Source organism: Nocardiopsis sp. iso_40 (assembly GCF_056173285.1).
Genome location: NZ_CM149666.1, coordinates 3,057,641 through 3,083,463, shown reverse-complemented (window position 1 = coordinate 3,083,463; position 25,823 = coordinate 3,057,641). Strand labels below are relative to the sequence as shown.

27 protein-coding genes are annotated in these 25,823 nt (G+C 69.1%); 13 read left to right on the top strand and 14 right to left on the bottom strand.

The genetic code is table 11. From position 1 onward, the window contains the following. Genes AC0VYD_RS13465 through AC0VYD_RS13455 form a run of 3 tightly spaced genes read right to left on the bottom strand, consistent with a single transcriptional unit; the run spans position 1 to position 2,695 of the window. Positions 1-882, bottom strand: coding sequence for an ABC transporter permease (locus AC0VYD_RS13465; protein ID WP_475475874.1), 882 nt, complete (start codon positions 880-882; stop codon positions 1-3). Continuing rightward, positions 879-1,874, bottom strand: a complete 996-nt coding sequence (locus AC0VYD_RS13460) for an ATP-binding cassette domain-containing protein (protein ID WP_475475873.1) — start codon at positions 1,872-1,874, stop codon at positions 879-881. The genes AC0VYD_RS13465 and AC0VYD_RS13460 overlap by 4 nt, the downstream gene beginning before the upstream one ends. After that, positions 1,871-2,695, bottom strand: coding sequence for an alpha/beta hydrolase (locus AC0VYD_RS13455; RefSeq protein ID WP_475475872.1), 825 nt, complete (start codon positions 2,693-2,695; stop codon positions 1,871-1,873). Before AC0VYD_RS13455 ends, AC0VYD_RS13460 begins: the two co-directional genes overlap by 4 nt. 211 nt (positions 2,696-2,906) lie before the next feature. On the opposite strand from AC0VYD_RS13455, the gene AC0VYD_RS13450 reads away from it, so the two are divergent. Next, positions 2,907-3,728 carry a nucleotidyltransferase domain-containing protein gene (locus tag AC0VYD_RS13450; RefSeq protein WP_475475871.1) on the top strand — a complete coding sequence of 274 codons (822 nt, stop codon included), beginning with the start codon at positions 2,907-2,909 and terminating at the stop codon, positions 3,726-3,728. Between the two features lie 30 nt (positions 3,729-3,758). On the opposite strand, the gene AC0VYD_RS13445 is transcribed toward AC0VYD_RS13450, so the two are convergent. From AC0VYD_RS13445 to AC0VYD_RS13430, 4 genes are all read right to left on the bottom strand, one after another. Beyond that, positions 3,759-4,298 (bottom strand): MOSC domain-containing protein, encoded by a 540-nt coding sequence (locus AC0VYD_RS13445; RefSeq protein WP_475475870.1) that lies wholly within the window; start codon positions 4,296-4,298, stop codon positions 3,759-3,761. Positions 4,299-4,728: 430 nt separating this feature from the next. Beyond that, positions 4,729-5,955, bottom strand: a complete 1,227-nt coding sequence (locus AC0VYD_RS13440) for an FAD-dependent monooxygenase (RefSeq protein WP_475475869.1) — start codon at positions 5,953-5,955, stop codon at positions 4,729-4,731. Beyond that, entirely contained in the window at positions 5,952-6,530 is a 579-nt protein-coding gene (locus tag AC0VYD_RS13435) for a TetR/AcrR family transcriptional regulator (protein ID WP_475475868.1), read from the bottom strand. Before AC0VYD_RS13435 ends, AC0VYD_RS13440 begins: the two co-directional genes overlap by 4 nt. A 1,085-nt stretch (positions 6,531-7,615) precedes the next feature. Further along, positions 7,616-8,389 (bottom strand): SDR family NAD(P)-dependent oxidoreductase, encoded by a 774-nt coding sequence (locus AC0VYD_RS13430; protein WP_475475867.1) that lies wholly within the window; start codon positions 8,387-8,389, stop codon positions 7,616-7,618. Between the two features lie 53 nt (positions 8,390-8,442). Here AC0VYD_RS13430 and AC0VYD_RS13425 point away from each other — a divergent pair, with 53 nt between their 5' ends. From AC0VYD_RS13425 to AC0VYD_RS13415, 3 genes are all read left to right on the top strand, one after another. After that, positions 8,443-8,808 carry an ArsR/SmtB family transcription factor gene (locus tag AC0VYD_RS13425; protein ID WP_475475866.1) on the top strand — a complete coding sequence of 122 codons (366 nt, stop codon included), beginning with the start codon at positions 8,443-8,445 and terminating at the stop codon, positions 8,806-8,808. Positions 8,809-9,721: 913 nt separating this feature from the next. Then, entirely contained in the window at positions 9,722-10,504 is a 783-nt protein-coding gene (locus AC0VYD_RS13420; protein WP_475475865.1) for an SDR family NAD(P)-dependent oxidoreductase, read from the top strand. Between the two features lie 262 nt (positions 10,505-10,766). After that, a complete protein-coding gene (locus AC0VYD_RS13415) occupies positions 10,767-11,159 on the top strand; it encodes a hypothetical protein (protein WP_475475864.1) in 393 nt (130 codons plus the stop codon). 102 nt (positions 11,160-11,261) lie between these two features. Here the strand turns inward: AC0VYD_RS13415 and AC0VYD_RS13410 are convergent, their stop codons facing one another. Further along, positions 11,262-12,230, bottom strand: coding sequence for a phosphotransferase family protein (locus AC0VYD_RS13410; RefSeq protein ID WP_475475863.1), 969 nt, complete (start codon positions 12,228-12,230; stop codon positions 11,262-11,264). Positions 12,231-12,503: 273 nt separating this feature from the next. Between AC0VYD_RS13410 and AC0VYD_RS13405 the strand changes: the two genes are divergently transcribed. The 6 genes from AC0VYD_RS13405 to AC0VYD_RS13380 all read left to right on the top strand — a co-directional run bounded on the left by AC0VYD_RS13405 (position 12,504) and on the right by AC0VYD_RS13380 (position 17,479). Next, on the top strand, positions 12,504-12,842 hold the full coding sequence (locus tag AC0VYD_RS13405; protein WP_475475862.1) for a class I SAM-dependent methyltransferase: 339 nt from the start codon (positions 12,504-12,506) through the stop codon (positions 12,840-12,842). Next, the gene (locus AC0VYD_RS13400) at positions 12,839-13,075 is read left to right on the top strand and encodes a hypothetical protein (protein ID WP_475480383.1); all 237 of its coding nucleotides are present in this window, start codon (positions 12,839-12,841) and stop codon (positions 13,073-13,075) included. The genes AC0VYD_RS13405 and AC0VYD_RS13400 overlap by 4 nt, the downstream gene beginning before the upstream one ends. Before the next feature lie 650 nt (positions 13,076-13,725). Beyond that, positions 13,726-14,061 (top strand): lactococcin 972 family bacteriocin, encoded by a 336-nt coding sequence (locus AC0VYD_RS13395; protein WP_475475861.1) that lies wholly within the window; start codon positions 13,726-13,728, stop codon positions 14,059-14,061. A gap of 83 nt (positions 14,062-14,144) precedes the next feature. Then, positions 14,145-16,196, top strand: coding sequence for a hypothetical protein (locus tag AC0VYD_RS13390; RefSeq protein WP_475475860.1), 2,052 nt, complete (start codon positions 14,145-14,147; stop codon positions 16,194-16,196). 10 nt (positions 16,197-16,206) lie between these two features. Next, a complete protein-coding gene (locus AC0VYD_RS13385) occupies positions 16,207-16,851 on the top strand; it encodes an ATP-binding cassette domain-containing protein (protein WP_475475859.1) in 645 nt (214 codons plus the stop codon). Positions 16,852-17,182: 331 nt separating this feature from the next. Next, entirely contained in the window at positions 17,183-17,479 is a 297-nt protein-coding gene (locus AC0VYD_RS13380; protein ID WP_475475858.1) for a transposase, read from the top strand. Here the strand turns inward: AC0VYD_RS13380 and AC0VYD_RS13375 are convergent, their stop codons facing one another. The 3 genes from AC0VYD_RS13375 to AC0VYD_RS13365 all read right to left on the bottom strand — a co-directional run bounded on the left by AC0VYD_RS13375 (position 17,480) and on the right by AC0VYD_RS13365 (position 20,872). After that, positions 17,480-17,674, bottom strand: a complete 195-nt coding sequence (locus tag AC0VYD_RS13375; protein ID WP_475475857.1) for a hypothetical protein — start codon at positions 17,672-17,674, stop codon at positions 17,480-17,482. A 509-nt stretch (positions 17,675-18,183) separates the two neighbouring features. Then, positions 18,184-18,897 (bottom strand): DUF6518 family protein, encoded by a 714-nt coding sequence (locus AC0VYD_RS13370; protein ID WP_475475856.1) that lies wholly within the window; start codon positions 18,895-18,897, stop codon positions 18,184-18,186. A gap of 994 nt (positions 18,898-19,891) precedes the next feature. Continuing rightward, positions 19,892-20,872 carry an NAD(P)/FAD-dependent oxidoreductase gene (locus tag AC0VYD_RS13365; RefSeq protein WP_475475855.1) on the bottom strand — a complete coding sequence of 327 codons (981 nt, stop codon included), beginning with the start codon at positions 20,870-20,872 and terminating at the stop codon, positions 19,892-19,894. A gap of 148 nt (positions 20,873-21,020) precedes the next feature. On the opposite strand from AC0VYD_RS13365, the gene AC0VYD_RS13360 reads away from it, so the two are divergent. Both AC0VYD_RS13360 and AC0VYD_RS13355 read left to right on the top strand, forming a co-directional pair. Further along, positions 21,021-22,043 carry an aminotransferase class V-fold PLP-dependent enzyme gene (locus AC0VYD_RS13360; protein ID WP_475475854.1) on the top strand — a complete coding sequence of 341 codons (1,023 nt, stop codon included), beginning with the start codon at positions 21,021-21,023 and terminating at the stop codon, positions 22,041-22,043. Between the two features lie 191 nt (positions 22,044-22,234). Then, positions 22,235-22,897, top strand: coding sequence for a pentapeptide repeat-containing protein (locus AC0VYD_RS13355; RefSeq protein ID WP_475475853.1), 663 nt, complete (start codon positions 22,235-22,237; stop codon positions 22,895-22,897). A gap of 58 nt (positions 22,898-22,955) precedes the next feature. Here the strand turns inward: AC0VYD_RS13355 and AC0VYD_RS13350 are convergent, their stop codons facing one another. The 3 genes from AC0VYD_RS13350 to AC0VYD_RS13340 form a co-directional block, all read right to left on the bottom strand. Next, positions 22,956-23,423: a TIGR03618 family F420-dependent PPOX class oxidoreductase gene (locus AC0VYD_RS13350; RefSeq protein WP_475475852.1), complete on the bottom strand. Its 468-nt coding sequence runs from the start codon at positions 23,421-23,423 to the stop codon at positions 22,956-22,958. A 153-nt stretch (positions 23,424-23,576) separates the two neighbouring features. Beyond that, positions 23,577-24,509, bottom strand: coding sequence for a transglutaminase-like domain-containing protein (locus AC0VYD_RS13345; protein WP_475475851.1), 933 nt, complete (start codon positions 24,507-24,509; stop codon positions 23,577-23,579). A gap of 45 nt (positions 24,510-24,554) precedes the next feature. After that, entirely contained in the window at positions 24,555-25,409 is an 855-nt protein-coding gene (locus AC0VYD_RS13340; RefSeq protein ID WP_475475850.1) for a MerR family transcriptional regulator, read from the bottom strand. Between AC0VYD_RS13340 and AC0VYD_RS13335 the strand changes: the two genes are divergently transcribed. Continuing rightward, positions 25,408-25,767: an alpha/beta fold hydrolase gene (locus tag AC0VYD_RS13335; protein WP_475475849.1), complete on the top strand. Its 360-nt coding sequence runs from the start codon at positions 25,408-25,410 to the stop codon at positions 25,765-25,767. The genes AC0VYD_RS13340 and AC0VYD_RS13335 overlap by 2 nt on opposite strands. The last annotated feature ends 56 nt before the right edge of the window (positions 25,768-25,823 follow it).

The following is a 25,823-nucleotide window of genomic DNA, read 5'->3' as shown; positions in this document are numbered from 1 at the left end:
TCAACGACTCAACCGCCGGTAACGCCGCACCGCCAACGGCACGAACACCGCCATCAGCACCAGCGGCCACACCACCGCCATCAGCAGCGCGTTCTGGGCCACCCACGAATCACCCACCACAGTGGTGTTACCGAACAGCTCACGGCAGGCCAGCACCGTGGCCGACAACGGATTCCACTCGGCCACCGGCGCCAACCACCCCGGGATCACCTCGGTGGGCACGAACGTCTCCGCCACCATCGCCAACGGGAACACCAGCGAGAAGAACTTCATCGCCGCCTCGGGACTGCGCACCAACAGCCCCAGGTAGATCCCGATCCAGGTGAAGGCCAACCGCAACAGCAGCAGCAAACCCAGCCCCGCCAACGCCGCCCAGGGGCCGTGGTGCCACTGCCACCCGATCAGCAACCCCATCCCCACCAGGACCAGCAGATCCACCACCGCCGAAACCACATCGGCCATACTGCGCCCCACCAGCAACGCCGACGGCGCCATGGGCAAGGTGCGGAAACGATCCACCACACCACGGCCCACGTCCGTGACCACCGCGATCGTCGTGTTGCCGATCCCGAACGCCATCGTCAACGCGAACAGCCCCGGCATCAGGAAGTCGCGGTAGTCCTCACCGCCCACCCCCATGGCCGCGCCCATCGCCTCACCGAAGACGAACCCGAACAACAGCACCGCCAGCACCGGGATCATCAGGGTGCCGACCACCTCGTCAGGCTTGTACACCAGGTGCGCCAGGTACCGGCGCGCCACCACCGCGGAGTCGGCCACCGCCCACCCCGCCCGGGCCGACCACACACGCGGGCCCCGGGGCCCACCCCCGGGGGCGTCCTCGCCCTGATCCCAGTCCGGGCCACCCAGCACCCGCGTCATGACCGATCCCCCTCCGCGCCCTGGTCCCCGGCCACAGGTTCCCGCGTACTCTGATGCCCGGTCAGACTCAGGAAAACGTCGTCCAGTGTCGGGCGGCGCAACGCGATGTCCTCCACGTCCAGACCCGCCTCGTCCAGGGCCCGCACCACCTTGACCAGCGCTCCGCCCCGGCCCCCGACGGAGGCGCACACACTCAACGCGTCCCGGTCGACCACGGGCGGCGACCCCGCCATCCGGCCCATCACCTCCGCGGCCACCGGCAGCTCGTCCGCCTGCGAGACCACGACCTCGACCCGGCCGCCGCCCACCCGCGACTTCAACTCCTGCGGGCTCCCCTCGGCGATCACCCGCCCCGCGTCGACCACCGAAACCCGGTCGGCCAACCGGTCGGCCTCCTCCAGGTACTGGGTGGTCAACAGCACCGTCGTGCCCGCCTCCACCAACTCACGCACGGCCCGCCACACCTCGGCGCGACTACGCGGATCCAAACCCGTCGTGGGCTCGTCCAGGAACAGCACCCGGGGATCCAGCACCAACCCCGCGGCCAGGTCCAACCGGCGCCGCATCCCACCCGAATAGGTGCGCACCGACCGGTCGGCGGCCTCCACCAGGTCGAAACGCTCCAACAACTCCACGGACCGCTCCCTGGACCGCCGCCTGCCCAGGTGGTAGAGCCGACCGAACATCTCCAGGTTGCGCCGCCCGCTGAGGATCTCGTCCACCGCCGCGTACTGGCCCACGAACCCGATCCGGGAACGCACCAACCCGGCCTGCGCGGCCACGTCGGCGCCGGCCACCCGGGCCCGCCCCCCATCGAACCCCAACAGGGTCGCGAGTACCCGGACCGAGGTGGTCTTGCCCGCACCGTTGGGCCCCAGCAGACCGTGCACCGTCCCAGGGGCCACGGCCAGATCCACACCGTCCAGCGCGACCCTGCCGCCCGGATAGAGCTTGCGCACCCCCTCGGCCAGGATCACCGGTTCGCCGTTCACGAGACCACCGTCTCCCCCGCCCGCACGTCCCACGACCGCCGCGGAGCGGGCACCCGCACCGGGCTCACCTCGGCGTGGCGCCCCACCGCGATCCGCGCGATGTTGCGCACCGACTCACTGCCCTGCTGGTAGTACGAACAGTGCCCCGGGATGTCACCGGTCTCGAAGAGCCGCGCCCCGTATCCCCGCCGCGCCGGCGAGGGGCCGTGCCCGATCTCGCCCACGTACCCACGGGGAAAGAACCGGATCCAGTCATTGGGCCCCAGCGCCGCCCACAGGTTCCCCTCGAACCCCAACCCGGCACGCTCGCGCACACCCATCCCGGGGCTGCCCAGCGCCACGCAGTCACTGACCCGCCCCTGTTCCAGGGCCAGACCGCACACCACCGTCCCATAGCTGTGCCCCACCAACGTCACCCGCGCCGTACTGGGCAGGAACTCGGTCAGCCGCACCAGGTCCCGGTACCCCTCCAGGGCCGGGCGGCGTGAGAACGCCTCCCGGAAGCCGCGCGGGGTCCGGTAACCCACCCACACCACCACCGCCACGCGCTCCCCCGGAGCCACCAGGCGCATCGTGTCCAACAGCGTCTGCGCGTTGACCCGCGGCCGTGTGAGCCTCTTCTGGTTGAAGTAGTTGCCCAGGTAGTTGTCGTTGCCCGGAACCAGCACCGCGATGTGGTCCGCGGTGGCCGCGTCCCCCAACTCCTCCACGATCCGACCGTCCTCGGTCTCGTCACAGGCCAGCAGACGAACGCCGTACCCCACCCTGCGCTCGTAACGCAAGGGACCGGTAACCGGAACAGCGGTTGGGGCCGCGATCATGACTCTCCCCGAAGATCCGTACAACAGGCTCTCTGACCTGTTCCACGCTAGATCTACGGAGATGACCGGCACGATGACGCAGACACCCTCTTCCAGGTCCAGCCCTACCCACCAAGAACAGTGGTGCCAGCACTACCGGAAGCCCCGGCCAGTGCCCTGAACGGCGCAAACCCGATTGCCCGCCACGACCGCCGCTGGGAGTATCACCTCCATGACGCCCCCGCACCCGCCCCCGCCCCGGGGACTGCGCCCCGACGGCACCATCGCCCGCGAGGGCTCGGTGGACCAGATCCCCGCGGCCTTCGCACCAGCGGTCACCGCACTGCTCGCCCGTATCCCCGAGGTCTTCGGCCCCCGCCTGCACAGCGCCTACCTCTACGGCAGCATCCCCCGCGGCACCGCCCTCCCCGGCAGTTCGGACCTGGACGCCCTGGTGGCGCTGCACACCGGCCCCGACCAGACCGAACACGCACGGACCCGAGCCCTGGAGAACGAACTCGACTCAACGTTCGACCAGGTCAACGGGGTCGGCATCCTTCTCGAGGGGGCCGGCTTCCTCACCAGCGCACACGAACGCCACGACTCCGGGTTCTTCCTCGCCTGCCTGTGCACCCCGGTGCTCGGCCCCGACCTGGCCGAACACCTACCCCGGTACCGGCCCACCCCGCTGCTGGCCCGCCAGACCAACGGCGACCTGCACCAGGTCCTGCCGCGCTGGCGCGCCGGCATCGCCCGGGCTGCCAGCCGGGCCGAGCACCTCAGCCTGAGCCGGAGGATCTCCCGCCGACTGGTCCGCACCGGTCTCACCCTGGTCATGCCGGCCTGGGGCGGCTGGACCAGCGACCTGGACCTGGCCGCGGACGTCTTCGGCCACTACTACCCCGGTCGCCGCGACCAGATGCGCACCGCCGCCGTTACCGCGCACCGCCCCCGCGCCGACCCCGACCACCTGCACGGACTCGTCGAGGACCTGGCCCCCTGGCTGGCCGCCGAGTACACCGCCGCCCACGGCCGCAAGACGCCCGGCCCCTGAACAGCAGGATCTCCCCGGAACAGGTACGGGTCAGACCCGCTCCAGCGGCACGTGCGCACCGGCGGGCTCACGCACCCCGATCGCCATTCCTGGCTCGACGACACCGCCCTCCAACACCACCCCCATCACACCGGCCCGACGCACCAGACCACCCTGTTCGTCCCGGTACACCATCTGCCTGAGCAGCCCCGGGGAGAACCCCTCGATCTGCGCGCACGGGTTACGCAACCCGGTGACCTCCACCCGCGCGGACCCGAAGCCGAGCACGGTGCCCCGGGACAGTGCCAGCAGGTCCAGCCCCCTGGTGGTGATGTTCTCGCCCATCTGCCCCGGCCGGACCCCGAACCCGGCCAGGGCCACCTCCTCGAGGAGTTCGGCGTGGATCAGGTGCACCTGGCGCAGGTTGGGCCGGGCGGGGTCGACCGCCGCCCTGGACCGGTGCTTGACCGTGCGCCCCAGATGAGCGTCGCCCTCCACCCCCAACCCGGCCAGAAGCCGGATGCGGGGACGGACCGGTTTGCTGAACGTGTGCTCGGGACTACTACTGACCGACTCCACCACGGGGGCCACCGCGGCCCTCCCCTCTGCTCACACCAACGGGTGCCCCGAGCCTAGGGGCCCGAACCGAACAGCCCCGGGCCGCCCCGGGCGGAGCGGGCCGGGCCCGGGGCCCACGAGAACCCGACCCGAAGAAGCCCTAACCGCCCACCGCGCGCAACGCGGACCGATTGAGCCGACCCAATAGGCCGACCGGGCCCGGTCGGCGGCGAGCACGAACCACACCCGGTCCCAGGGCTGGTCCCCCTCCGCGCCCAACAACCCCAGCGGACCCACCGGGCGCTCATAGCCCGCGGTATGCGCCAACGTCTCACCGAGCCGGTTGAACAGGGCCGCCGGAGTCGGCTCCAACTGGTCGAGCGATCCCGCATCGTCACACACCCTCCGCTCCGGCGGCAACCGGCCCGGGAACTGGACGCCATCGCCCGGGCCCCGGCGCCGCTCAGTCCTGCCCGGCGGTGGTGGAGGCCAGGTCCTTCACCACCCGGGTCGGTTTGCCCGACAGGGACGTCGCCACCAGCCGGTCCACCCCCGGCAGGGCGGACAGACGCAGGAACATCCGCCGCAGCCGCAACCGCGTGGGGGTGTCCGGCAGGAACCAGGAGGTGCCGGTGCGGGCCGTGCGCTGGCGCTCCTCCACCACCGGGCGCCACCGCTGTTCGTAGCGGGCCAGCCCCTCGGCGAGACCGCCGGCACGGGCCAGCTCCTCCGCCAGGACGTAGGCCCCGCCCAGCCCCAGCGAGGCACCCTGTCCCGCCAGCAGTGACACCGCCTGGCAGGCGTCGCCCAGCAACACCGTGCGTCCGCGGCTCCAGCGCCCCATCTCGATCTGGGCGACGTGGTCGTAGTAGATCCGCTCCGGAGGCGGGCACAGCTCCAGGGCCCGGGGCACCACCCAGCCCAGCCCGGCGTAGGCCTCGCGGACCGCGGCCCGGGGGTCCTCGGGAAGGCGGGTGTCGCGGGTGCGGTGCACGGTAAAGGCCGCCACCCGGTCCCCGGCCAGCGCATACAGCCCCATCTGGGCTCCCAGGCTGTCGGTGAGCTGGAAGCGGCCCTCGGTGGCGGCGTGTACGCGGGCGTCGTCGAAGGTGTAGGCGGCGGTGTGGAACCCCAGGTGGCGCAGGTACTTCTCCTCCGGTCCGAAGACCAGACGGCGCACGGTGGAGTGGATGCCGTCGGCCCCCGCCAGCAGGTCGGCCTCCAACACCGTGCCGTCGGCCAGACGCACGCCCACCCCCTCGGAGTCTTCGCTGACCTGCACGACCTCGCTGTCATAGCGCAACTCCACCCGGGAGGGCAGCGACTCGCGCAGCGCCAGTTCCAGGTCGGGACGCATGATCGAGACCAGGGCACCGCCCAGGGACTCGGCGAAGCGCTCGAACCCGACCGAGGCCCGTCGGCGGCCCCGCTCGTCGACCAGAACGGCCTCGGTGAAGTGGTGGCCCAGTTCGTGCAACCGGGGAAGGAGCCCCATCGCCTCCGCCGCGTCGTAACCGGGCCCGAAGAAGTCGATCATGTACCCCTGCGGGCGCGGGCCCGGGGCGCGTTCCAGGACGCTCACCCGCCAGCCGTGGTGGTCCAGCCGGTGGGCCAGGGCCAGCCCGGCGATACCGGCGCCCACGATGAGCGCTCGTCCCGTTTCCCGCCCCGTCGGGGGCGCGGCGTTCACCGCTCCCCCTCGGTGGCGACGGGTACGGGTTGCAGGATCCGCCGTAGGACGGGGGCGACCGCGTCTGCGGTCAGGTCGGGGTCCAGGGCCCGGTGCAGCATGACGCCGTCCACGGCCGAGGCCAGGACCCGGGCGGTGGCCTCGGGGTCGGGGACCCCGCCCGCCCTGAGCCAGTCGGCCAGTGCGGCGCGCAAGCGTTCCAGGATGTCGGTGATGCCCCGACGCAGTTCCCCGTCTCGTCCGGCCGCCAGGTAGGCCTCGATGAACAGGGCCGAGGTGGGGTCGTCGCCGGGGTAGTCGTCCAGGGCGCCCAGGGCCAGGTCCAGCCCCTCCTGGGGTGTGGTGCCCTGCAGGTGGGCCGCTGTCTGGTCGGCGACCTCGGCCAGCACCCCCAGGGCGGCCTCGTTGAGCAGGGCGTTCAACGAGGGGTAGTGGTAGTGGACCAGTCCGGGCCCCACCCCGGCCCTTTCGGCCAGTACCCGGGTGCTCACCGCGGACCATCCCCGCTCCCCGATGAGTTCGGCAGCCGCTCCGAGCAGGCGCTCGCGCACCTGTCGGCTCCGATCGGTCGTCATGTCCGTCCTTCCGTCACCATTTTTGGGCACACGCACTGAACAAGTGCACTGGGCGGTCGTCCAATTTTTAGCATGGCACGAACCCCGCCCCGTGTACACCCCTCAGGCACACCCGACGCGGGAACGAACGCCCCCTGGCCGACGGCCTCGGCCCGGATGATGACCGCGGAGCACTCTGAGATCCTCACCAAGGGCAGCACAGTATGAGGTTGTGAAGACATGTTCTCTCTAGACCTGACACGAGGCCGATTGCGCGCGGCCTCAAACGCTGTATAACCGGGCGCGCACGGGCAGCCCGGCAGAGCCGACCTGAGGTTCGGCTTGGAGGCGGGCGAAAGAAGGTGTCAGGTTTGAAGAGCAGACGGGGTCACGCGGTCTGTCCTCTGTCCTCACGGCAACGGGGCCGCAGGCAACCTACAGGAACGCGAAAGGAAGACCCAAAAGGTTTTCCAGTGGCGGTGCGGGGGCCTCTTCTCCTCGGAGGATCCGGTGCCGGGCGCACTCGACGACGCCCGCTGGGGGTTGACCGCGTCCAAGCGGCGCGATGCCAACCGCCTCGTGTGCAGCTCGCTCATCGGGTGTGTTCTTCACTGACCTGGGCGAGGTACACGAGAACGACGTGGTCCACCCCGCCAAACAGTTCGGGATCGCCGCCCCCCGGCCGTCTGCTGGAGGCCGCCCTGGTCCAACTGCGCGGCGAGGGCCACCCGGTGCGCGAGGAGGAGCCCGGCCACCTGTCCCCGTTCGTGCGCAAGCACGTGAACGTCAATGGGCGCTGCTCGTTCCTGCTTCCGGACGTGCCGGGCGGCCGCCAGGAGGTGCGCGACGCTGATGAGTCAACCGAGGACGGGGAGGGGCAGGAGGCGAGGGGCAACGCTGCCCGCCTCATGAGCATGCCCAGGTCTCCGGTAGCTGTCCCCGCGCTGCCGCGAGGGGGCGGGGCTCGGGGTACCGCAGACATGCCGGTGCCTGACATCCTCACGAAAAGGGTGGCCGGTGAGGGTCCGCGGTTCGATGTCAGCGGGACAGGCTCCTTTCCCCGCCCCCGGCCCCCGGGGCCGCACCCCGAGGGTGCGAGCCCGGGGTCAGGTGAGTTCGAGGCCGCCGTCGACGGTGAGGACCTGCCCGGTGAGCCAGGTCGTGCCCGGGTCGGCGAGCCGCAGCACCCACTGGGCGACCTCGTCGGGTTCACCGCGGCGGCCCAGCGGGATCTGCGCGGCCTCGCTCTCCTTGACCCGGGCCACGCCGGCCTCGGTGAGCCCGGCTGCCGACAGCGCCTCGCTTTCGGTGGGGCCCGGCGCCAGGGCGTTGACCCGCACCCCTTCGGGGGCCAGTTCCAGTGCCCAGCAGCGGGTCAACTGCTCGATGGCGGCCTTGGAGGCCGCGTAGTGGGCGGCGCCGGGCAGTGGCCGGTGGCCGTAGGTGCTGGAGATGTTGACGATCGTCCCCCGCTGTTCGCGCAGGTGCGGCAGGGCCGCGGTGGCCAGGAGGCTGGGGGCGGTGACGTTGAGTGCGAACAGCGCGGCGATGCGGTCCGCATCGGTTTCGGCCAGCGGCATCATCGCGGTGGCGCCGGCGTTGTTGACGAGCACGTCGATGCGGCCCCACCGTTGCGTCGCGGCCTGGGCCACCTTGGCGGGCGCGTCGGGGGTGCGCAGGTCGGCGGTGTGGACGGCGATACCGGGATGGTGGGCGGCGGTGGCCTGGAGCGCCTCGTGGCGTCGGCCCACCCCCAGGACGCGGGCTCCGGCACGGGCCATGGCGATCGCGGTGGCGCGGCCGATGCCCGATCCGGCGCCGGTGACGATGGCGACCCGGCCGTCGAGGTCAGTGTGCTGGTGGTACTTCGGCTCGGTCAACCCGACCCCTTTGTTCGTTGTTCGTCGAATATCGAACAAGCTAGCATGGGGGCATGAGACGCGCACACCACCCGGCGACCGAGGAACTGTCGTTGCCCGAGATGATGGCGGCGCTCAGCGACCCGTTGCGCATCGGGCTCGTGCGGGTACTCGCAGACGGCGCCGAGCACGGGTGGGGAGAGTTGCGGGCACCGGTGGCCAAGTCGACGCTCAGCCACCACCTGCGGGTCCTGCGCGATGCCGGGGTGACCCGCACCCGCCAGGAGGGCACCCGTTGCTTCGTCACGCTGCGCCGCCAGGACCTGGACGAGCGCTTCCCCGGGCTGGTCGAGGCTCTGCTGGGGGCGGCCGACGCCGAGGACGTGGGCGGCGGTGTCCACCTCGCGCCCGGTGCCGACTCCCCGGGCGCCTGCCGCTGACATCGAGCTGCAGGCCCCCAACGGCCTCGTCGGCCTGCCCTCGCGTATCGCAGACAACGGTGGATGATCTGCGATAGCTCCAGGAGGCTCGGCACCTGTCCACGGTGCCCGCGCTCCTCGAGGTGTGCGAGGCGTCCTGCGCTGGCTCATCCCCCACGCCCCCTGACACCGGGCCGCACGAATCGACCCCACACGCAGGCCGGGGCGGCCGTCGTCGAGCCGTAGCGCCACCTGCGGGAAACACCGAAACGGGCGTCGCCGCTCTCGGGGCGCAGGGCGGTCGCACCACGTGTCCAGGGACCGACCACAACGGTGCCGACACACACGGGGCGCCTCCTTAATAACGTTTGGTTTGTAACGTTATTAAATAACGTTAAGCTGCATTGGGAAACGAAACCCTCCCCGTGGGGTCGAAAATCCTGACTTCCGATAAGTCAACCTTCTAGGAAGTCAGACCCCCAGGGGCGCCCGGGCCCCCTCCGGGCCTCCAGCACGGCCCCGCAACGTTATTCAGCCCAGGTCAGGCCCCGCGGAAACGAGACGGGTACAGCACAGGCTGTACTGTTCGGGGCGTGCCAGAGTGACACGACCCGACTACCGGCGGTGTTCGACCCGTTCCCCCACCGGCGGCTCCGGTCGGCGCCGCCGCCCTGTGCACAACGAATCCTCCAGCCGGGCCGGTCTGTGTACCATGCCCGCATGCGTTCCTGAGAGTCCCGGTCCCCACGTGCACGGCGTAGGGCCCCGTGGGACGAAACCCGCCTCCGCTCAGGACGCCCCTGCCCACGCCCGACCTCCCCCTTGCCCTCGGTGTGCGCCTTCAGTTCCCGCCCGCGGATATCCACCCGCAGACCGGGTGCCCGCGCCCGTCTCCCCTGACCCCGACCGAGCCGAGAACCACCGAGGAGAAACGATGATCGACACCCGTCTGGCGGGCCGGACCGTCCTGGTCACCGCCGGGTCCGGCAACATCGGTGCGGCTATCAGCCGTGCGTTCGCCGCCCAGGGGGCACGGGTGGCGATCCACCACCTCACCCAGGACCCTCCGGCTCCCCCAGGCACCGAATGGGCGCACATCACCCCCGCCGCGCAGGAGGCGGCCACACTCGCGAAGGAACTCGGCAACGGCTCCTTCGCCCTCAGCGCCGACCTGTCCGACCCGGACGGGCCAGCCCGGCTGATCAGTGAGGTCGCGGCCCGGGCCGGTGCGATCAACGTCCTGGTCAACAACGCCGCCCACTGCGAAACCCCGGACACCGTCGACACGTTGAACCACGCCTCGTTGGAGCGCCACTACCGGGTCAACGCCATCGCCCCCGCGCTCCTCACCGCCGAGGTGGCACGACTGCACCGCGGGGACGACCCGTTGTGCGTCATCAACATCACCACCGACGCCGCGCAGGCCTTCTCCGGTCAGATCGGCTACGGCACGTCCAAGGCGGCGTTGGAGGCGCTGACCCGCTCGACCGCGCTGGACCTGGCACCGCGCGGTGTACGAGTGAACGCCGTCGCCCCGGGCCCTGTCCAGACCGGCTGGATGGACGAGGAGCTCCTCGCGCAGGCGAGGCAGATCGTACCGATGGGCCGTGTGGGTGAGCCGGACGACATCGCTGACGCGGTGGTCTACCTGGCCTCCCACCAGGCCCGCTGGGTCACCGGTCAGGTTCTCCAGGTCGCCGGCGGGCACGCCCTGTGACCGCGGCGGCCGCCCGTCCAAGGAACGCCGTGCTGGAGGCAGCCCCAAGAATCGGTTGAAAAGGTTGCGCAGAGCGCTGGCATGGCGATCTCCAGCCTCGCGGTGCCGGTCGTCGTGGGCGCGAGGTCCAGAGCGGCGACCTTGTCGGCGTCGCCGGGCAGGACGCAGCGGCCGCGCGGGGCCGCTGCTGGCGGATGAAAGGTCCCGCAGGGGACCGACCAAGGGAGCCGGATGCCATCATCTGCGCATGGTGATGGAGCCGATGCCCGACTACGACGACTTGATCTGGCTCTTCGAGGACGAGCCGATCTATCGGTATGCCGAGGACGAGAAGGCGACCGGGTACGAGTACGGCTGGCGGGAACTGTGGCCGTACACGTCGCTGACCTTCAGGACCACTCGGTCTGGCTATGAAATCGCGATGGACATCGAGCCGGGATACGAGGTTGTCCGGCTACGGCTACGTGCCGAGAGCGACGGCACCAGGCTGCTCGACCTGAACATCGTTGGTGCGCGAACCGTCGGGGTGGAACGAGCGGGTAGCCGCGAGCTTCTCCGCGTTGACTTTCCGGACGGTGCTCCAGCGGCGACGCTATGGCTACGCATGAAGCCGGACGTAGCGGTCCTATGGTCATACGACGCGCACTCGCCCTGAGAAGGGGCATGGGTATGACCCATAGCTGCTTAGTGGAAGCGGACAAGGTAGGGGGTGCTTCTCTACGCCGAGGCCGCAGCCGCACACATCGACAGCCCGGCCTCACACGCGCGGGCGCCGGGTCGTGCTCGTCTGAGCCGGTTCCCGCACGGTCGCACCGCCCGGCAAGCCGACCTTTGAGGGTGCCAGCTCGGGCCAGGGCGCGGGCGGGTTCACGGTGAACAGGCGCAACAGCCCCAACAGGCGACTGGTGGGCGGGGCGGTCCAGTGGCGCTGCCCGGGCCGGGGGATGGGCTCGCCCATGCGGGCCAGGGCCCAGGTCAGATGGTGCCACAGGACGCGGGCCTCCCAAGGGTGGTCGGGGTCCCCGCCCACCGTGCGGCGGTAGCCGTGCAGAACCCGGGGCAGCCAGTGGGGCGGGAGCTTGGCGAAGTCCGTGGCGGGATCGGCCAGGGCGGCATCGCCCCAGTCCACGACGGCGGAAAACTCACCAGCCGGAGTGGCCATCAGGTTCTGGGGGGCCAGATCGCCGTGCACGAGGCAGGGGACGGGATCTGTGGGTAGGCGGATGGCCAGGTGGTCGCACCATGACTCCAACCAGCGGGCGGTCCCGGCGTCGACGTGTCCTTGCCGGTGCAGGCGTTCCACCAAAGGCGCGGGGTCGGTGACGTGGGTGTTTCGGGGGAGTTCGGGCAGGTCGGCGGTGGGGATGCGGTGAATGCGGGCCAGTTGGCGGCCGACCTGCTCCAGGAAGCCGGGTGAGGGTTCGTGGTGGGCCATGTCGGTACCGGGGGCGCGCTCCAGGAGCATGTGGGGAAGTTCGTCTTTTGGGTCAGTGAACTCGACCAGCGCCGGGGTGCGTACCCCCGCGCGGTGGACGATGGGGATCAGGAGTGCCTCCTTGCGCAGGTCGGCGGCGTAACCGGGGGCGCGGGGCAGGCGCAGGACCAGGTTGCGGCCCAGGGTCAGGACGTGGTTGGCCGCTCCCTGGGGCAGGGGGTGGACCTGCGCGGGCGGGATGCGGTGGCGGGCGGCGATCGTGTACGCGGCGTTGGGTGCGGGGTACTCCATGGGCACAGATCCTTACACGGACGGGCCCACAGGGCTCGTGGGTTTTGCACACGAGGCCACTGGCCACCACGACCGCTCGCTGTTGGTGCGGACGGGCACGTGTCCGAGTTGTCGGGCGGCCTGGCCGCCCCAGAACCCGGGGGCGTGGAACATCCGAACGAATACCCGCGCCAAGAAGGGGTGTGTGTTCAAAGCCCGCCGCCCTGACCATGGCGGAGCCCTCACCGTGTCCTTTGTGGGAGGGATAAACCAGGTGCCGGGAAGTCTCGTGGTTTGGCAGACTCGCTGATCGTGACGTCCAGGGACATCGATGTCTTCAACCGGGTCGCTGAACGGTACGACGAGGTCGTACGGTTCTTCACCGCGTTCGCGAAGGAGACCGCGTCAACACTCCCGATCGCTTCGGGAAGCCGGGTGCTCGATCTCGGATCGGGACGTGGCGCCTTCACCGCGCAGGCTCTGGCCCGCCGTTGCCGGGTCACAGCGATCGACGCCGCTCCGAACATGGTGGGGCGACTGCTCGACGCGTACGCAGACCACGTCGGCCTCGATGCCGCTCACGTGATGACCCAGTTCTCCCGAAGCTACGGCGAGGGGCAAAGTAACCGGTGAGTAGCTTCTGGAGCTGGAATCGTGCTACCGGTCCGGGGCAGAGAGCAGCAGCTTCGTCCGTTGCAGGGCCAGGCGGGACGAGATGCCCAGATCCTCTGCCGGGCTCGCCCTACATCCGCGCCCACATCGCCCGGTTCGGCGCCTACGCCACCGACGTGCTGGGCATCGAGCCCGAGGCGTTCAACCCCGCCCTGGACGAAGTCGACTTCACCGTCCTGGACCTGGCGGCCTGAACCGGCCGAGCTCCCCGTGACCGACCGTGGTCGCCCCGGGCGCGGGTCCGTGCGCCCTCACCGCTGCTATCCGGGGGTCGAGGAGGATTACTACAGGTTTTAGCGGTAGAGCCGTGACCTAGGCGACGGTTCGGTGACGGGGCCGATTTGCCCAGTTCGCAGCCCCTACGTTCGTGGCCATGCCGCATGAATACCTCTCCGACGACCAGATCGCCCGCTACGGCCGCTTCCCCGATGAGCTATCTGTGGCCGATCTGGAACAGCGCTTCCGCCTGACCCCCGACTCTCTGACCCTGGCCACGAGTGGTGCGCAGGTCGACTGCGAACGGACAGCTCCTCTAGTCATCGAACCTTCAAAGAGCATTTACCTAGAGGATGCAGTCTTACAGTACAGGCAAAGCACTAGACCGATCGTTTAGTTCATCCGGAGCGCTTAGTCAACAACTTCCGCTCAATAAATACGTCCGAAAGCAGACACAGGCGCCATATTTGCAGCTAGTGCGACACTTTGTTCCGCTCCGAAAATTCATCCCCATTGCAGTAACCGGTTGATTACCGGTAGCTTCCTTGCTGTCGGGCGAGCATGTGAAACTTCGCTGCGGCATTTATAAGCTACGAGTGATTGACCCCCGATCACGAACGGAGCACCTGTGTCAACGACGATTAAACGAGCTATCGCGACCGCGCTCCTCAGCGTCACGGTCCTCGGTGGCACTGCGACCGCTGCCTCAGCAGCCCTCAGCGAGACCCACAAGAACGGCGGCACCTGGAGGTTCGGACTGCAGGACGGCTACCACCACTCGCAGTACTACCACCCCACCAACTGCCACTCCGCGACCGTACAGAGCGTGGACAAGGAGACGGGGGACGTGACGAACACCAGCCGTCAGGTGCGGCCGCAGAGGCAGTGGGCCAGAGCCCTGCTGTACAACAGCTGGCAGACCACCGAGCACTCGTACTGGAACAGCGCGGCCAGCGACTGCTAAGCAAGTCGCCAGGCTTAGTGTCCGGGTAGAGCAACTTCAGGAGGGCCTTGCACGCAGGGCCCTCCGTTATGTATTCGGGAAAAATGCACAGGATCATTGTCTTCGTTCATGCGGCTGCCATCACGATGGCGCTGGTGCTGGGTTTCCTCGTGCTGTTCTCCATGCAACAGGCGTTCGACACCCCGCACTACGGCGATTACCACGTCCGAATCGAACAGGACAGTGACGTAGTGAGCTCGCAAGATGTGTCTGCGGTGGTGGAGGAACTCGCCCGCCGTGAGGAAATGTCGATCGCCATCCCTGAGTTGGACAGGAACGACATCGATGGGGGCCGCTACTACTACATCACCTCCTTCAACTCCTCCACCCGCCTACACACGTGGCTGGAGAGCGGCTACCCCAACTTCAGCGAACGGCCGCACATAGAGGCACGCCCTTGGCAGGAGTGGGACACCGACGATCTGCGCACCGCCTTCACCGGGCCACGAACACGTCAGGAAGCCGAGCTTGTCTCGGAGACACTTGAGTCACTGGGTCTACAGACAACCATCGGACGGGTCGGCGAACCCCGTTCATTGACGGACTACCTACTTCACCGCAACACCGGTCTGATGGTCGCGGTCACGGTGGTGTTCGTCATCGCCGCCACCGGAGCCGGCGTGCTACTCAACGCCCGTGCCTACGGGGTCAGGCGGCTGGCAGGCCACTCCTACGGGCGCATCCTCGGCGCGGACCTGATAGCGATCGCCCGATGGTGGACAGTACTCCTCCCCGCAGTCACCGCCTTTGGTGCCGTGCTCCTGTTCTTCTACAACGGCCTCGCCCAGGCGGGCAGACTGGCCGGTGTCACCGCTCAGATTCTTCTGGCCCTGGTCGTACTGGCCCTCGCCGCGCATGCGACGGCTCTTTGGCTCCTGTACCGGACGGGGGTGATCGAGGCGCTCAAGGGCCGCCTGCCAACCCGTAGCGTCGCCGCAGCGGTGTACACGGTGCGCTTGACAGCAGTTCTTTTGGCCATCGTGATGATCACGGGCACTATCGCCGATCTGCAACGGGTCAACAACCACACCGCTGGTGCCGAAGAAGTAGCACGTGCGGAAGGCGCTGCACGTGTGCACATCGGTGGAATCACTGACCATGAGGAAGTCATCGAAGCGGATCGTGCTCTTTTCGGACCCTGGCTGAAAGAAGCCGACGTACAGGGGGAAACGGTTCTCGCGATCCAGGAGTCCCCAGACGAGGTCCTGCCACTCGACCAGCGCAGCGCCGACACTGTGGTCTTGTTCGTCAACGACACCTACCTGGAGCGCGAAGATGTGTTGGACGACGTCAACGCGCATAGCGACACCCTGCGGGTCTTCTCCCCCCGATCCGACATGTCCTTGGCCGACGAGCTCACCTCAGGGGCTGTCAGGTGGGCTGAGTTCCGTACCAGCGACCCTGTGGAAAACGATGTGCAGGTCATCCCTTACCCCGAGGGGCGGACTTTCTTCACCTACGGCACCTTTGACCCGGTGACCATAAACCAGCGCCCGCTCATCGAAGATCCGATCGTGGTTGCCCTACCCAATGGCTACCTCGACCCAGAGTGGTACGCGATGGAGGCCAGAAGCGGGAATCTGCTCTTCCTCGACCAAAGGACCCTGGAAGAGGACATCGCCGAGCGTGACCTGTCCTTCTACGTGACCGGGGTTGAACCCATCGCCACGACCATCGCGAAGGCAACCCACTCCGCGACCACCGAGCTTCGGATCAGCGCGGTCAACCTGGTGGTCGCGATCGCTGTGCTGGTCATGGCGAGTGTGGCCTCCTGCCTGGTCTACGCACGCGCACGTGCCCAGCACATCTTCGCCCGTCACATCAACGGGTGGATGTTCGGCGCTACGCACCGACTGATGCTGGCGATCGAGGCGGTACTGGTGCTCGTACTCATCGGTTGGGCGGCCACCGAGATGATCGTGACGGTGCGCGCGTTCAACGACATTGCCAACGGGGTCTTCGTCGCAGACCTCGTCAGCGCCCAGCGCACCTTGTTGTCCTCATGCGCCATAGCCGTCACCATGGCCGCCACAGTCACGGCTGTACTCGCCTACTTCCACCGCCGCATCGTCCGTGAAGGCGCCTCCCAGGCATGAAAGGTTCCTCGTGATCAGCACCCGTCACCTGGCCAAGTCGTTCGGTGATCGCACCCTGTGGTCGGACGTCGACCTCGACATACGCCTCCGGGAGATGCTCGCACTGGTCGGCCCCTCCGGGTCAGGGAAAACTACCCTGCTCAACTGTCTGGGCCTTCTTGAAGAGCCCAGTAGAGGCGACATCGTCCACAACACCACGAAGATCACCCGTCTGGGCCCCGGTAAGCGGCGCCGCTTTCGCCGCGACTATCTGGGCTACCTGTTCCAGAACTACGCGCTGATAGAGAACGCCACGGTCAGAGCGAACCTCGACGTGGCCTCCAAAGACCGCACACGTCAAGCCGCGGCTCTGGAGCGCGTCGGCTTGGCCGGACGGGAGAGGGAGAAGGTCCACTATCTGTCCGGTGGGGAGCAGCAGCGCGTGGCTCTGGCACGTCTGATGGTCAAGAAGCCCACCCTGGTACTCGCCGATGAGCCCACTGGAGCGCTGGATGAGGACAACGGGGCAATGGTCATCGAAGCCCTGCGTGAGATGGCCCGCGAAGGGTGCGCCGTAGTGATCGCCACCCACAATGACGCGGTGCGCAATGCGTGCGACGCGGTGTTCGATGTGTCCACGCAGGAGTTGTCCATGCCACCTGTGGGCAGGAAGTGACACTACCGAGCGCAGGAAGTGCAAGCACCTGTAAGCAAACCTCCTGCGGCTTACAGTTGACGCACCCGGATCGCCTGGGTGTTCATGACCTGCGTCGGCCCTAATGGTCCGGCGCAGGTGACTCCACCCAGGAATGAAGAGCAAGTCCACGACCACCCTGAGTGGGCATCACGGGGCGCGAACCAACTAAGTCTGAAACGGCCGATGGTCAGCGGGAGCCGAGTTTTTACGCGGTAAAGCCCTGCAGGACGGCATGGCGGTGGTGTGTCCCGCGTTCTTCGGAGTCGGATTTTTGGATCCTAGGACCACATGACCCTTGAAGGAGGGCATCGTGGGACGTCGTGGATACCCCGACCAGTTCCGACGCAAGGTTTTGGACCTGGTTCAATCCGGACGCAGCGTCGCGGACGTGGCACGCGATCTGGGCATCAGCACCGAGACGATCTACGCCTGGCGGCGCCAGGACCGCATCGACCGAGGTCTGGCCCCTGGCCTGACCAGCACCGAGAAGACCGAGCTGGCCGCAGCCAACAAACGCATCGCCGAGCTGGAAGCTGAACTGGCGATCCACCGCCGCGCCAGTGAGCTGCTGATGCGCAGGTGTCGTCCTCCTCGATCCCGAGGATGATCACTCCGCCGGCTGCGTTGGCCAGCGCAGCTCGCGTTTACCCGCTTCGCTGCGTCCGTACAGGTCACGCTTGTAGTCGAGGTCGAAGTTCTCGGGGACGCTGTTGTCGACCAGAGAGAGGACGTCCTGATAGGTGGCCTCGGCGATGGTAGTGCCGAAGAGGGCTTCCAGTCGGGCGGAACGAAGTGTGGTCATGCTGTCATGATGTGCGGCCAGGGTCCTTCTGATCAGGTAAGACACGCTCTCACGGGGGCATAGCCGACTTGGGTCAGGGTGATCTGCCGTTATCCGAACTGCGGGGGTCGCTCTTCATGTCCAAGGCTCTGCCCGGACACGTCCATCGGCTCCCGGCGGTAGACGGGACCCTTGTTCGCCTAACGGGAATTTCTTCGGCGATCCTCCTCGACCCCCTATCCCGGGCTTATCGGCGGCAAGAAACGTCCGAAAAAGGCACGAACTACGCGGTTTGGATGGACCACTCCGAATACCCGGATTGGTCTGCCTCCTGACCTGGGGAACGTCGCGAAGGTGGACGTGACGGGTCACTGGGGCGTCGTTCGCCGCGCAGTCACGGTGCGCCGTCGGCCGGAGCGGCGCCCCGCTCCTTCAACAGGGGGCCGCCTTCTTGGTGAGCCGGTCGATCACCGTCGTGCGCCGATCCCGGGCCCCACACAACGCGACGTTGCGCGGGGGCTGTCGTGATCTCAGGCGGAGGTGTGGTGCTGGAAGCCGGGGACGGTGACCGGTCCGGTACTGCTCTCGGTCGGGGCCGGTGGCTCACCCCCGCTCAGGAGATGGTGGGCCGTCGCGTAGACCCCGCAGATCAGGCCCGCAACCAGGGCCGTTGTCGCGATCGCCGTCAGGACCGGCCGTGCCCGGGGGAAGCGGCGCGCGCACGCCCAGACCAGCAGTGCCAACCCAGCCAGGATCGACAGGGTCCAGTACACGGGCGAGGTGGTCTCCAGCACGGTCAGCAGGCCGTTGGCGCCGTCCCCCACCAGGATCCCTGCCATGAAGCCGACGCCGACCGGCGCCCACCGGTTCCGGTGGCGCAGCATATGGGCGCTCCACCCCAGCAGGGGGCCGACCGTGACCGCGGCCGCACCCCAGAACAGGGTGTAGAAGGGTGAGACCCCAAAACCGCGCAGTATGGAGGCCAGGTCATAGCCGAGCACCATGGCCACCAGCGCCAGGACGCCGATCCCCACGCTGACCCACATGCGGCGGCCGAGCAGGGCCAGCAGGAACGCCACCAGGCTCCAGGACCCGCTGGCATTGGCCAGCGAGCTGATGGGGGCGGGCAACCATCCTTGAGCGAAGGAGGTCAAAAAACCGATGAGGAGGGCGCCCGAGAGGGCGATCCCCAAGGCTGGGAGCGGGGATGCCGTCACAGCCGGGGACGTTGCGGTGCGGTTCATACCCGTGTTAACGCCCCCGGAGCCTGCACCGGTTCGACGATGGCCTGTGGCTTGGAGAAGGGGCCCTGCGACACCCTCCGGCAGGGACGCGAGGGCCCACCCGTCACCCCACCATCGGGTGCGCAGGTAACCGACGAGGTCCACGGTCGGGTCGATGATCCGGGGGCTGAGGAACTCAACCGGCATGCCCCGGAAGGTAGAACCCTTCGCACGAGGCTTAGCGCGGGTTTTCGCCCCCAGGTTCAAGCCCCGCATCGAAGTCCTTCGCGCTCACCTGTTGCCGGCACTCGCGCTCTTCGTCTGCTGCGTGGCACCTGACGGGAAGGAGGACACGGCCGGTGAGCCACATGCTCACGGCCCTGGTGGCACGCTCCGCCAAGGGGTCAGGAGAACACGGTCGTTGGAGGGCCGGTGCGGCGGTCGCCTCACGGCGGATGGCACAACAGGGTTCCTGCCACCTCACGGGTGCGGTATTCCCTGAAGGCTTCGGTTGAGCCCGGGGGACACTTGCTACCGCACCGGCCCGGACCAGCTGGAACAGGTAAGGGCAGGCAGGTATTCCCCGCGTTCGCGGAACATCTCCCGCCCCTACCGGAGCGGCCTGCCCCCAGAGGGCACGGTCTTGGCCCACACGCCCCTGCGCCGCCCAGTTCCGCAGCTCCGAACGGCGATCCGGCACCGGTGCCATCCGGGCGTGGCCCCACGGGAACAGCGCGGTTCCCTGCTGTTCACACCCCGTTGCCCACACCCGGTTAGCCTCGACACCGTCCGGCTGCGCGCACGGAAAACCGCCCCCTTCCGCGCGCTCCGTCACGGACCCCCTCAGGCCCTCTCCCCTGGGGCGCCCGAGGCCACGTGCGGGTGGCCCGGGTGCCCCGCCCCAGCACCGCCGAACGAACAGGGATGCGGTCACAGATACCCCTGTGACCACACCCCCGCGTTTCCGGCAGGACCAAGGCCACTCGGAAGAAGCCCCTGACCACGCCGCTACCTCCTAGGCCACCGGGGCCCTCGGCGCATCGCGACCCCGCTCCAGGGCCCGTTCGGCCTCGGCCATCACCAGGTCGGCGTTGATCGCAGCCCCGGCCCTGCCACCGGCGGCGGCCGAACCGATCACCTGCTCGGTCACCGAGGTGACGTTGCCCGCCACCCACACCCCCGGCGCCGCGGTGGCACCCATGGGCCCGGCCTCCACACAGGTACCCATCACGTGTTCGCCCATCTTCTGCTCGACCACCTCAAGCCCCAGGTCCACCAGCAGCTGCGAACGCGAACGCATGAACGTGGGCACCACCACCGCGTGCACGGGCACCACCGCCCCGTCAGCGGTACGCACCCCGCTGACCCCACTACCGTCGGCCTCCACAGCTTCCACCGCGGTGTCGACCACGGTGATGCCGCGCGCGGCCAGTTTCTCCCGGTCCGGGCCGGCCAGACCCCGACCGGGGTGGGCGAACAGGGTCACCCGGTCGGTCCACTGCCGCCACAGCAGGGACGCGTGCACCGCCACGGGCCCGCTGGCCACCACCCCCACGGGCTCGTCGCGCACCTCCCACCCGTGACAGTAGGGGCAGTGCAGCACCCCGGTACCCCAGTGCTCGGCCAGACCGGGAATGTCGGGGAGCTCGTCGACCAGCCCGGTGGTGACCAGCAGCCGCTGGGCCGCCACCACCGATCCGTCCGCACACTCCACGGTGAAACCGTCCCCGGTGCGTTCCAAGGCCACCACCCGGCCCTGTTCGACCACGCCGCCGTAGGACTCGACCTCGGTGCGCCCGCGCGCCAGGAGTTCGGCGGGGGAGGACCCCTCCGACCCCAGGTAGCCGTGTACCGCCCGGGCAGGGGCGTTGCGCGGCTGTGCGGCGTCGATGACCAGCACCGAACGGCGGGCCCGGGCCAGCATCAGCGCCCCGCTCAGCCCGGCGGCGCCGCCACCGACGACCACGACCTCGAAGCTGCGTGTGGGTTCGTTCATGGATGTCTCCTTTGCTCGTACACCCATCCTGCGCACCGCCCCACCATCTGACAACAATCGTTGCCAAAGCAGCAAAACCCCAGATCAAGGGTGCGCACCAACACCACCGGCGGCCCCGCCCCCACCCCGGCCGTTAGGCTCCCCTGCCATGGACAGCCTGTGGAACACCGACACCGTCTGGCTCAACACCGCCCAGTACGGCATCCCGCCCACCACCGCCCACACCGCACTCACCCACGCCATCAACGCCTGGCACACCGGCACCGGCGACCCCCACCACTGGTCCCAGACCGTCGAAACCACCCGCGCCCGCTTCGCCCACCTGCTCCACGCACCCACCGACGACATCACTCTGGGCGCCTCCACCTCCCAACTCGTGGGCACCATCGCCGCCTCCCTGCCCCACGGCGCCCACATCCTGGTGCCCGAAGGCGAATTCACCTCCACCACCTTCCCCTTCCACACCCACACCGACCGCGGCATCACCGTGCACACCGCACCCCTGCACTCCCTGGCCGAACACATCACCCCCACCACCCACATGGTCGCCTTCAGCCCCGTGCAGTCAGCCGACGGCACCCTGGCCCCCACCGACCAGATCCTGGCCGCCGCCCGAACCCACCACACCCTCGTCCTGGCCGACGCCACCCAGGCCGCAGGCTGGCTCCCCCTGGACGCCACCCGCTTCGACGCCCTGGTCTGCTCCGCCTACAAATGGCTCATGGCCCCCCGCGGCCTGGCCCTGGCCTACCTCTCCCCCGCCCTGCGCACCCGCCTGCGCCCCACCAACGCCGGACCCATGGCCGACACCGACCCCGCCACCGCCTTCTACCGGGACCACTTCGACCCCGCCCCCACCGCCCGCGCCTTCGACCTGTCCCCCAACTGGTTCGCCGCCCAGGCCGCCGCCCCCGCCCTGCAAACCCTCCTCCAAAGGGGGGTGGAACACATCCACACCCACAACACCCGCCTGGCCGACCGGCTGCGCGCCCACCTGGACCAGCCCCCGGCCCACTCGGCCATCACCACCGTGAACATCCCCGGCGCCCTACGCACCCTGCGCCGGGCCGGCATCGTGGCCACCGAGCGCGGCGGACAGACCCGCCTGGCCTTCCACCTGTACAACACCGAAGCCGACGCCGACCTGGCAGCCAAGGTCCTCACCGGCTGAACCGCGCCCAGAAGTCAGCGGAACGCGGGGGCGGTCCGGGCGGTGCGCCACAACCGTCGCACCAACCACAACCTGCACCGGCCCGGTGGTAGGTTCCACTCGCCAGGAGACCGTGGTGCCCTCAGGTACGAACCCGCCCGCACCCGCGTCCACCCCGCGGCCCCTGAAGGGCCGCACCCGGAGAGGACCCCGTGACCATCCGCCCCGTCCCCACCACGCTCTCCGACCTGCCCTACGCCGAGGAACTGCGCCCCTTCGACAGGGACCAGCTCCACATGGACCCCCACGAGGTCACCCACTTCGACGGTGAGAGGTTCGAGGCCATCAACCTCACCGGCGCCCGGTTCATCGAGAGCGCCTTCACCGACACCCACTGGGACGGCGGAGTACTGCGCAGGTGCAGGTTCACCGAGGTGTGGATGCACAAGGTACGCATGGCCGGCACCGACACCGCAGAATGCACCTGGCTCGACAGCCACATCGTGGCCAGCATGTTCGCCGGAACCGCGTCCTTCAACTCCGAGGTCCAACGCGTGGTCTTCTCCTCCTGCAAACTCAGCGGGGTCAACTTCCGGGCCACACGCATGGTCGACGTGGTCTTCCAGGACTGCGTCCTCACCGACGTGGACTTCGGGCAGGCGTCCCTGACCCGGGTCACCTTCCCCGGATCCAGCCTGCGCGGCCTGCACCTGGCCAAGGCCGCACTGCACGAGGTGGACCTGCGCGGGGCCAGCGAACTCGACCTGGCCTCGGGTTTCGAGTCACTGAGCGGCGCGGTCATCGGCCAGGCGCAACTCCTCGCGATCGCCCCCGCCCTCGCCGCCAACACGGGCATCACCGTCCGGGACGCGTGAGCGCCCCCACCAAGGCGCCGCTCCCGCCCCCACCCCAGCCGACCACCCGCAACCGCCGCTAGGGAACGATCCCCTCCCGCTCCGGACGCACGTTGCCCAACACCCGCTTCACCGCGATCTCGATCACCACCCGCTCGGGGTTGGGGCGCGGCCGCCGGTACCGCTGGGCGTAACGCCGCTCCGCCTCGGCCACCGCCCCCTCATCCACGCGCACCGTGGCGGTGCCCTCCAACGTCGACCACCGGGCCCCCTCCACCTGGCACACCGACACCCGCGCCCCCGGACGAGCTCCCAGGTTGCGTGCCTTGTAACTGTTCCCGGAAGCGATCACCCGCGCCAGGTGCCGCTCGGGGTCATAGGTCACCCCCACCGGCACCTGGTGGATACTGCCGTCCGGGCGCGGGGAAGCCAACGTGCACAGACGGCGCTCACCCCAAAACACCAGGAAGGGATCCTGCTCACGGGGCTCCTCGGGCACGGAACCGGGATCCTCGGACACTTTCCTGTCAGGCACGGTGACTCCCATCGTCGGCTGAACTGCCAGGACACCAGCATCCCAGCCCCCGAACCACACTCCGACCCAGGTCAGGAAAAGACCCCGGCACGAGCACACCCCCGCCCGGGCGGCCCCACCGGACCGACGACCACCCCCGTACCGGCCAGGACCCCGGCAACCCCCTCACAGCCGCGGCTGCGCCACCCGCGAACCCAGATCCACCCACCCCCGATACCCCGACGGCGACGCACAAAAAACCCGCCCGCCCGGGTTCAACCGCTCATCACGCCAGAACCACGCCGCCAACTCCTCCTCGGCCCCCGCATCCCCCGCGTCCGCGGCCACCACCAACCCCGCCACCTCATCAGCCAACACACTGTCCCCGTCCCGGCCCATCGCACCCCACGAATCCCACAACAACGTCTCCACCCCCAACCGGTGCGCCACCTCCAACCACACGTAGTCCCGCACCAACCACCCGCCCCGCATCATCGGCAGATCCGGAGCCACCCCGAAGTCGGACCCCCGCACCCGACCCGCCCGGATCGCCAACCACACCTGCGAAGCCCCCGAGAACGCCACCTCACCCACCGGCCCCGCATGCGTCAGATCCAACGGGTCCACCTCCCACCCGCCCCCGGGATCCAACTGGGTGTCCGCCCACACCCAACGCCGCCCGTCCCAGTACTCCACCACCACGTGATCCGTACCGAAACCCGCACTCAGATACGACGCGAACCCCACCCGCGTGCGCGCCGCCACACCGTGCTCACGCAACGCCGCCACCGTCAACAACGCAAAATCCCGACAGCACCCCACCAACGGCTCCGACCGCCCCGCCGACCACTCCCGCCCGTCACGCACCGCATCGGTGGCCAACATCGCCTCCACCCAACGGTGGTCGATCTCCTCCCACCGCTGACCCACATCCACCCGGCCCCCGTACACGTAGTGCGTCAACACCCCGCGCAACAGCCGACCGACGCCCGCCACATCCCCCGGCAGCCCCGCCAACACCTCCCGGTAGGCGCCCGGATCGGTGAAGGCGGTGTGCTCACGCCAACGCTCCACGCCCACTGCCTCCGATCCCACACCCAGCACACGCTTCGCACCCATCAGAGCACCACCCTCCACACCACTGTTCGTTCCACCAACCACGACTCACCCACCAGCCCGCACCGGCCGCGCCACCCACGCGAACGTCTCCCGCTCTCCCACCCGCTCCCACGGACGCAGATACACCTCCCGAAAACCCCCCGCAGGCCGCACACCCCGCTCCCGGACCGCCTGCTCCACCCCCGCGTAGGCCCCCATGATCCGCGGATAGAAACAGTCCCCACGCGCCACCTCAGCCACCAACCACACCCCCGGCGGCTCCCACCGCAACGACACCCCCTCCTCCGGCCCAGCCACCCCCTCATAGGGAACGGCCACCTCGATCGGCGCCGCACCGTCAGGCGAAGGCGTGCCGTGGTACAGCACCCACGTCTGCTCCCCGGCCCGCGCCCCCTGCCCCGCCAACACCCGCCGCACCCCGGCAGCCAACCCCACATAGGTCTCCACCAGGTCCTGCACACCCACCCGCGCCCGCGCGCAGGCCACCCGCACCCCGGGCACCGACTCCAACGAGGTCTGCCACACCGGGCCGTCCCCGTCCGGGCCTGGCCCCTGCCCGCCCACCAACGCACACAGCCGCTCGACCATGGCCTGCCGCGAACGCTCCGCCTCCTGGCGCGCCCGCCACCAGGACCGCACCAACCCCACCGCCTCCTGCGGCGGGGCCGCCACCACCTGCGCCACCATCGCCAACGGCATGTCCATCCGGCGCAGCTCCCGCACCCGCACGGCCGTCCCCACCTGCTCAGGCAGGTAGTACCGGTACCCGTTGGTCCCCTCCACCCGGTGCGGCACCAACAACCCCGACCGCTCGTACAGGCGCAACGCCTTGGCGGACAGACCGCTACGCCGCGAGAACTCCCCCCGCGACAACTCTCCCGAGACCACCGACCCGTTCATGGCCCCGAGTCTGGACCGTGCCCCAGGGGCACGGTCAACCCCTGCCCCCAACCCCCGATTCCAGGACCCCGGCTTCCGCCTCACCTTCGCCCGCCTGGTCACCCACTACTGGTCCAACGACTGCTTCCTCGCCCCGAACCAACTCCTGGACAACGTCGAACGCACCGCCCGCATCCCCGCGTACCTGATCAACGGCCGCCTGGACATCAGCGGCCCCAGCGACACCGCCCACCACCTGGCCCGACGCTGGCCCGCTGCCGAACTGCGCATCGTGGGCGGAGCCGCCCACACCGCCAACAACCCCGGCATCGGCCAAGCCGTCCTGGAAGCCACCGACCACCTGCGCCACCTGACCTGACCCCGCCAGCACGAAGACCCCCGGAAAGGGCGTCCCCCCCCGGGGGCCTTCGACAC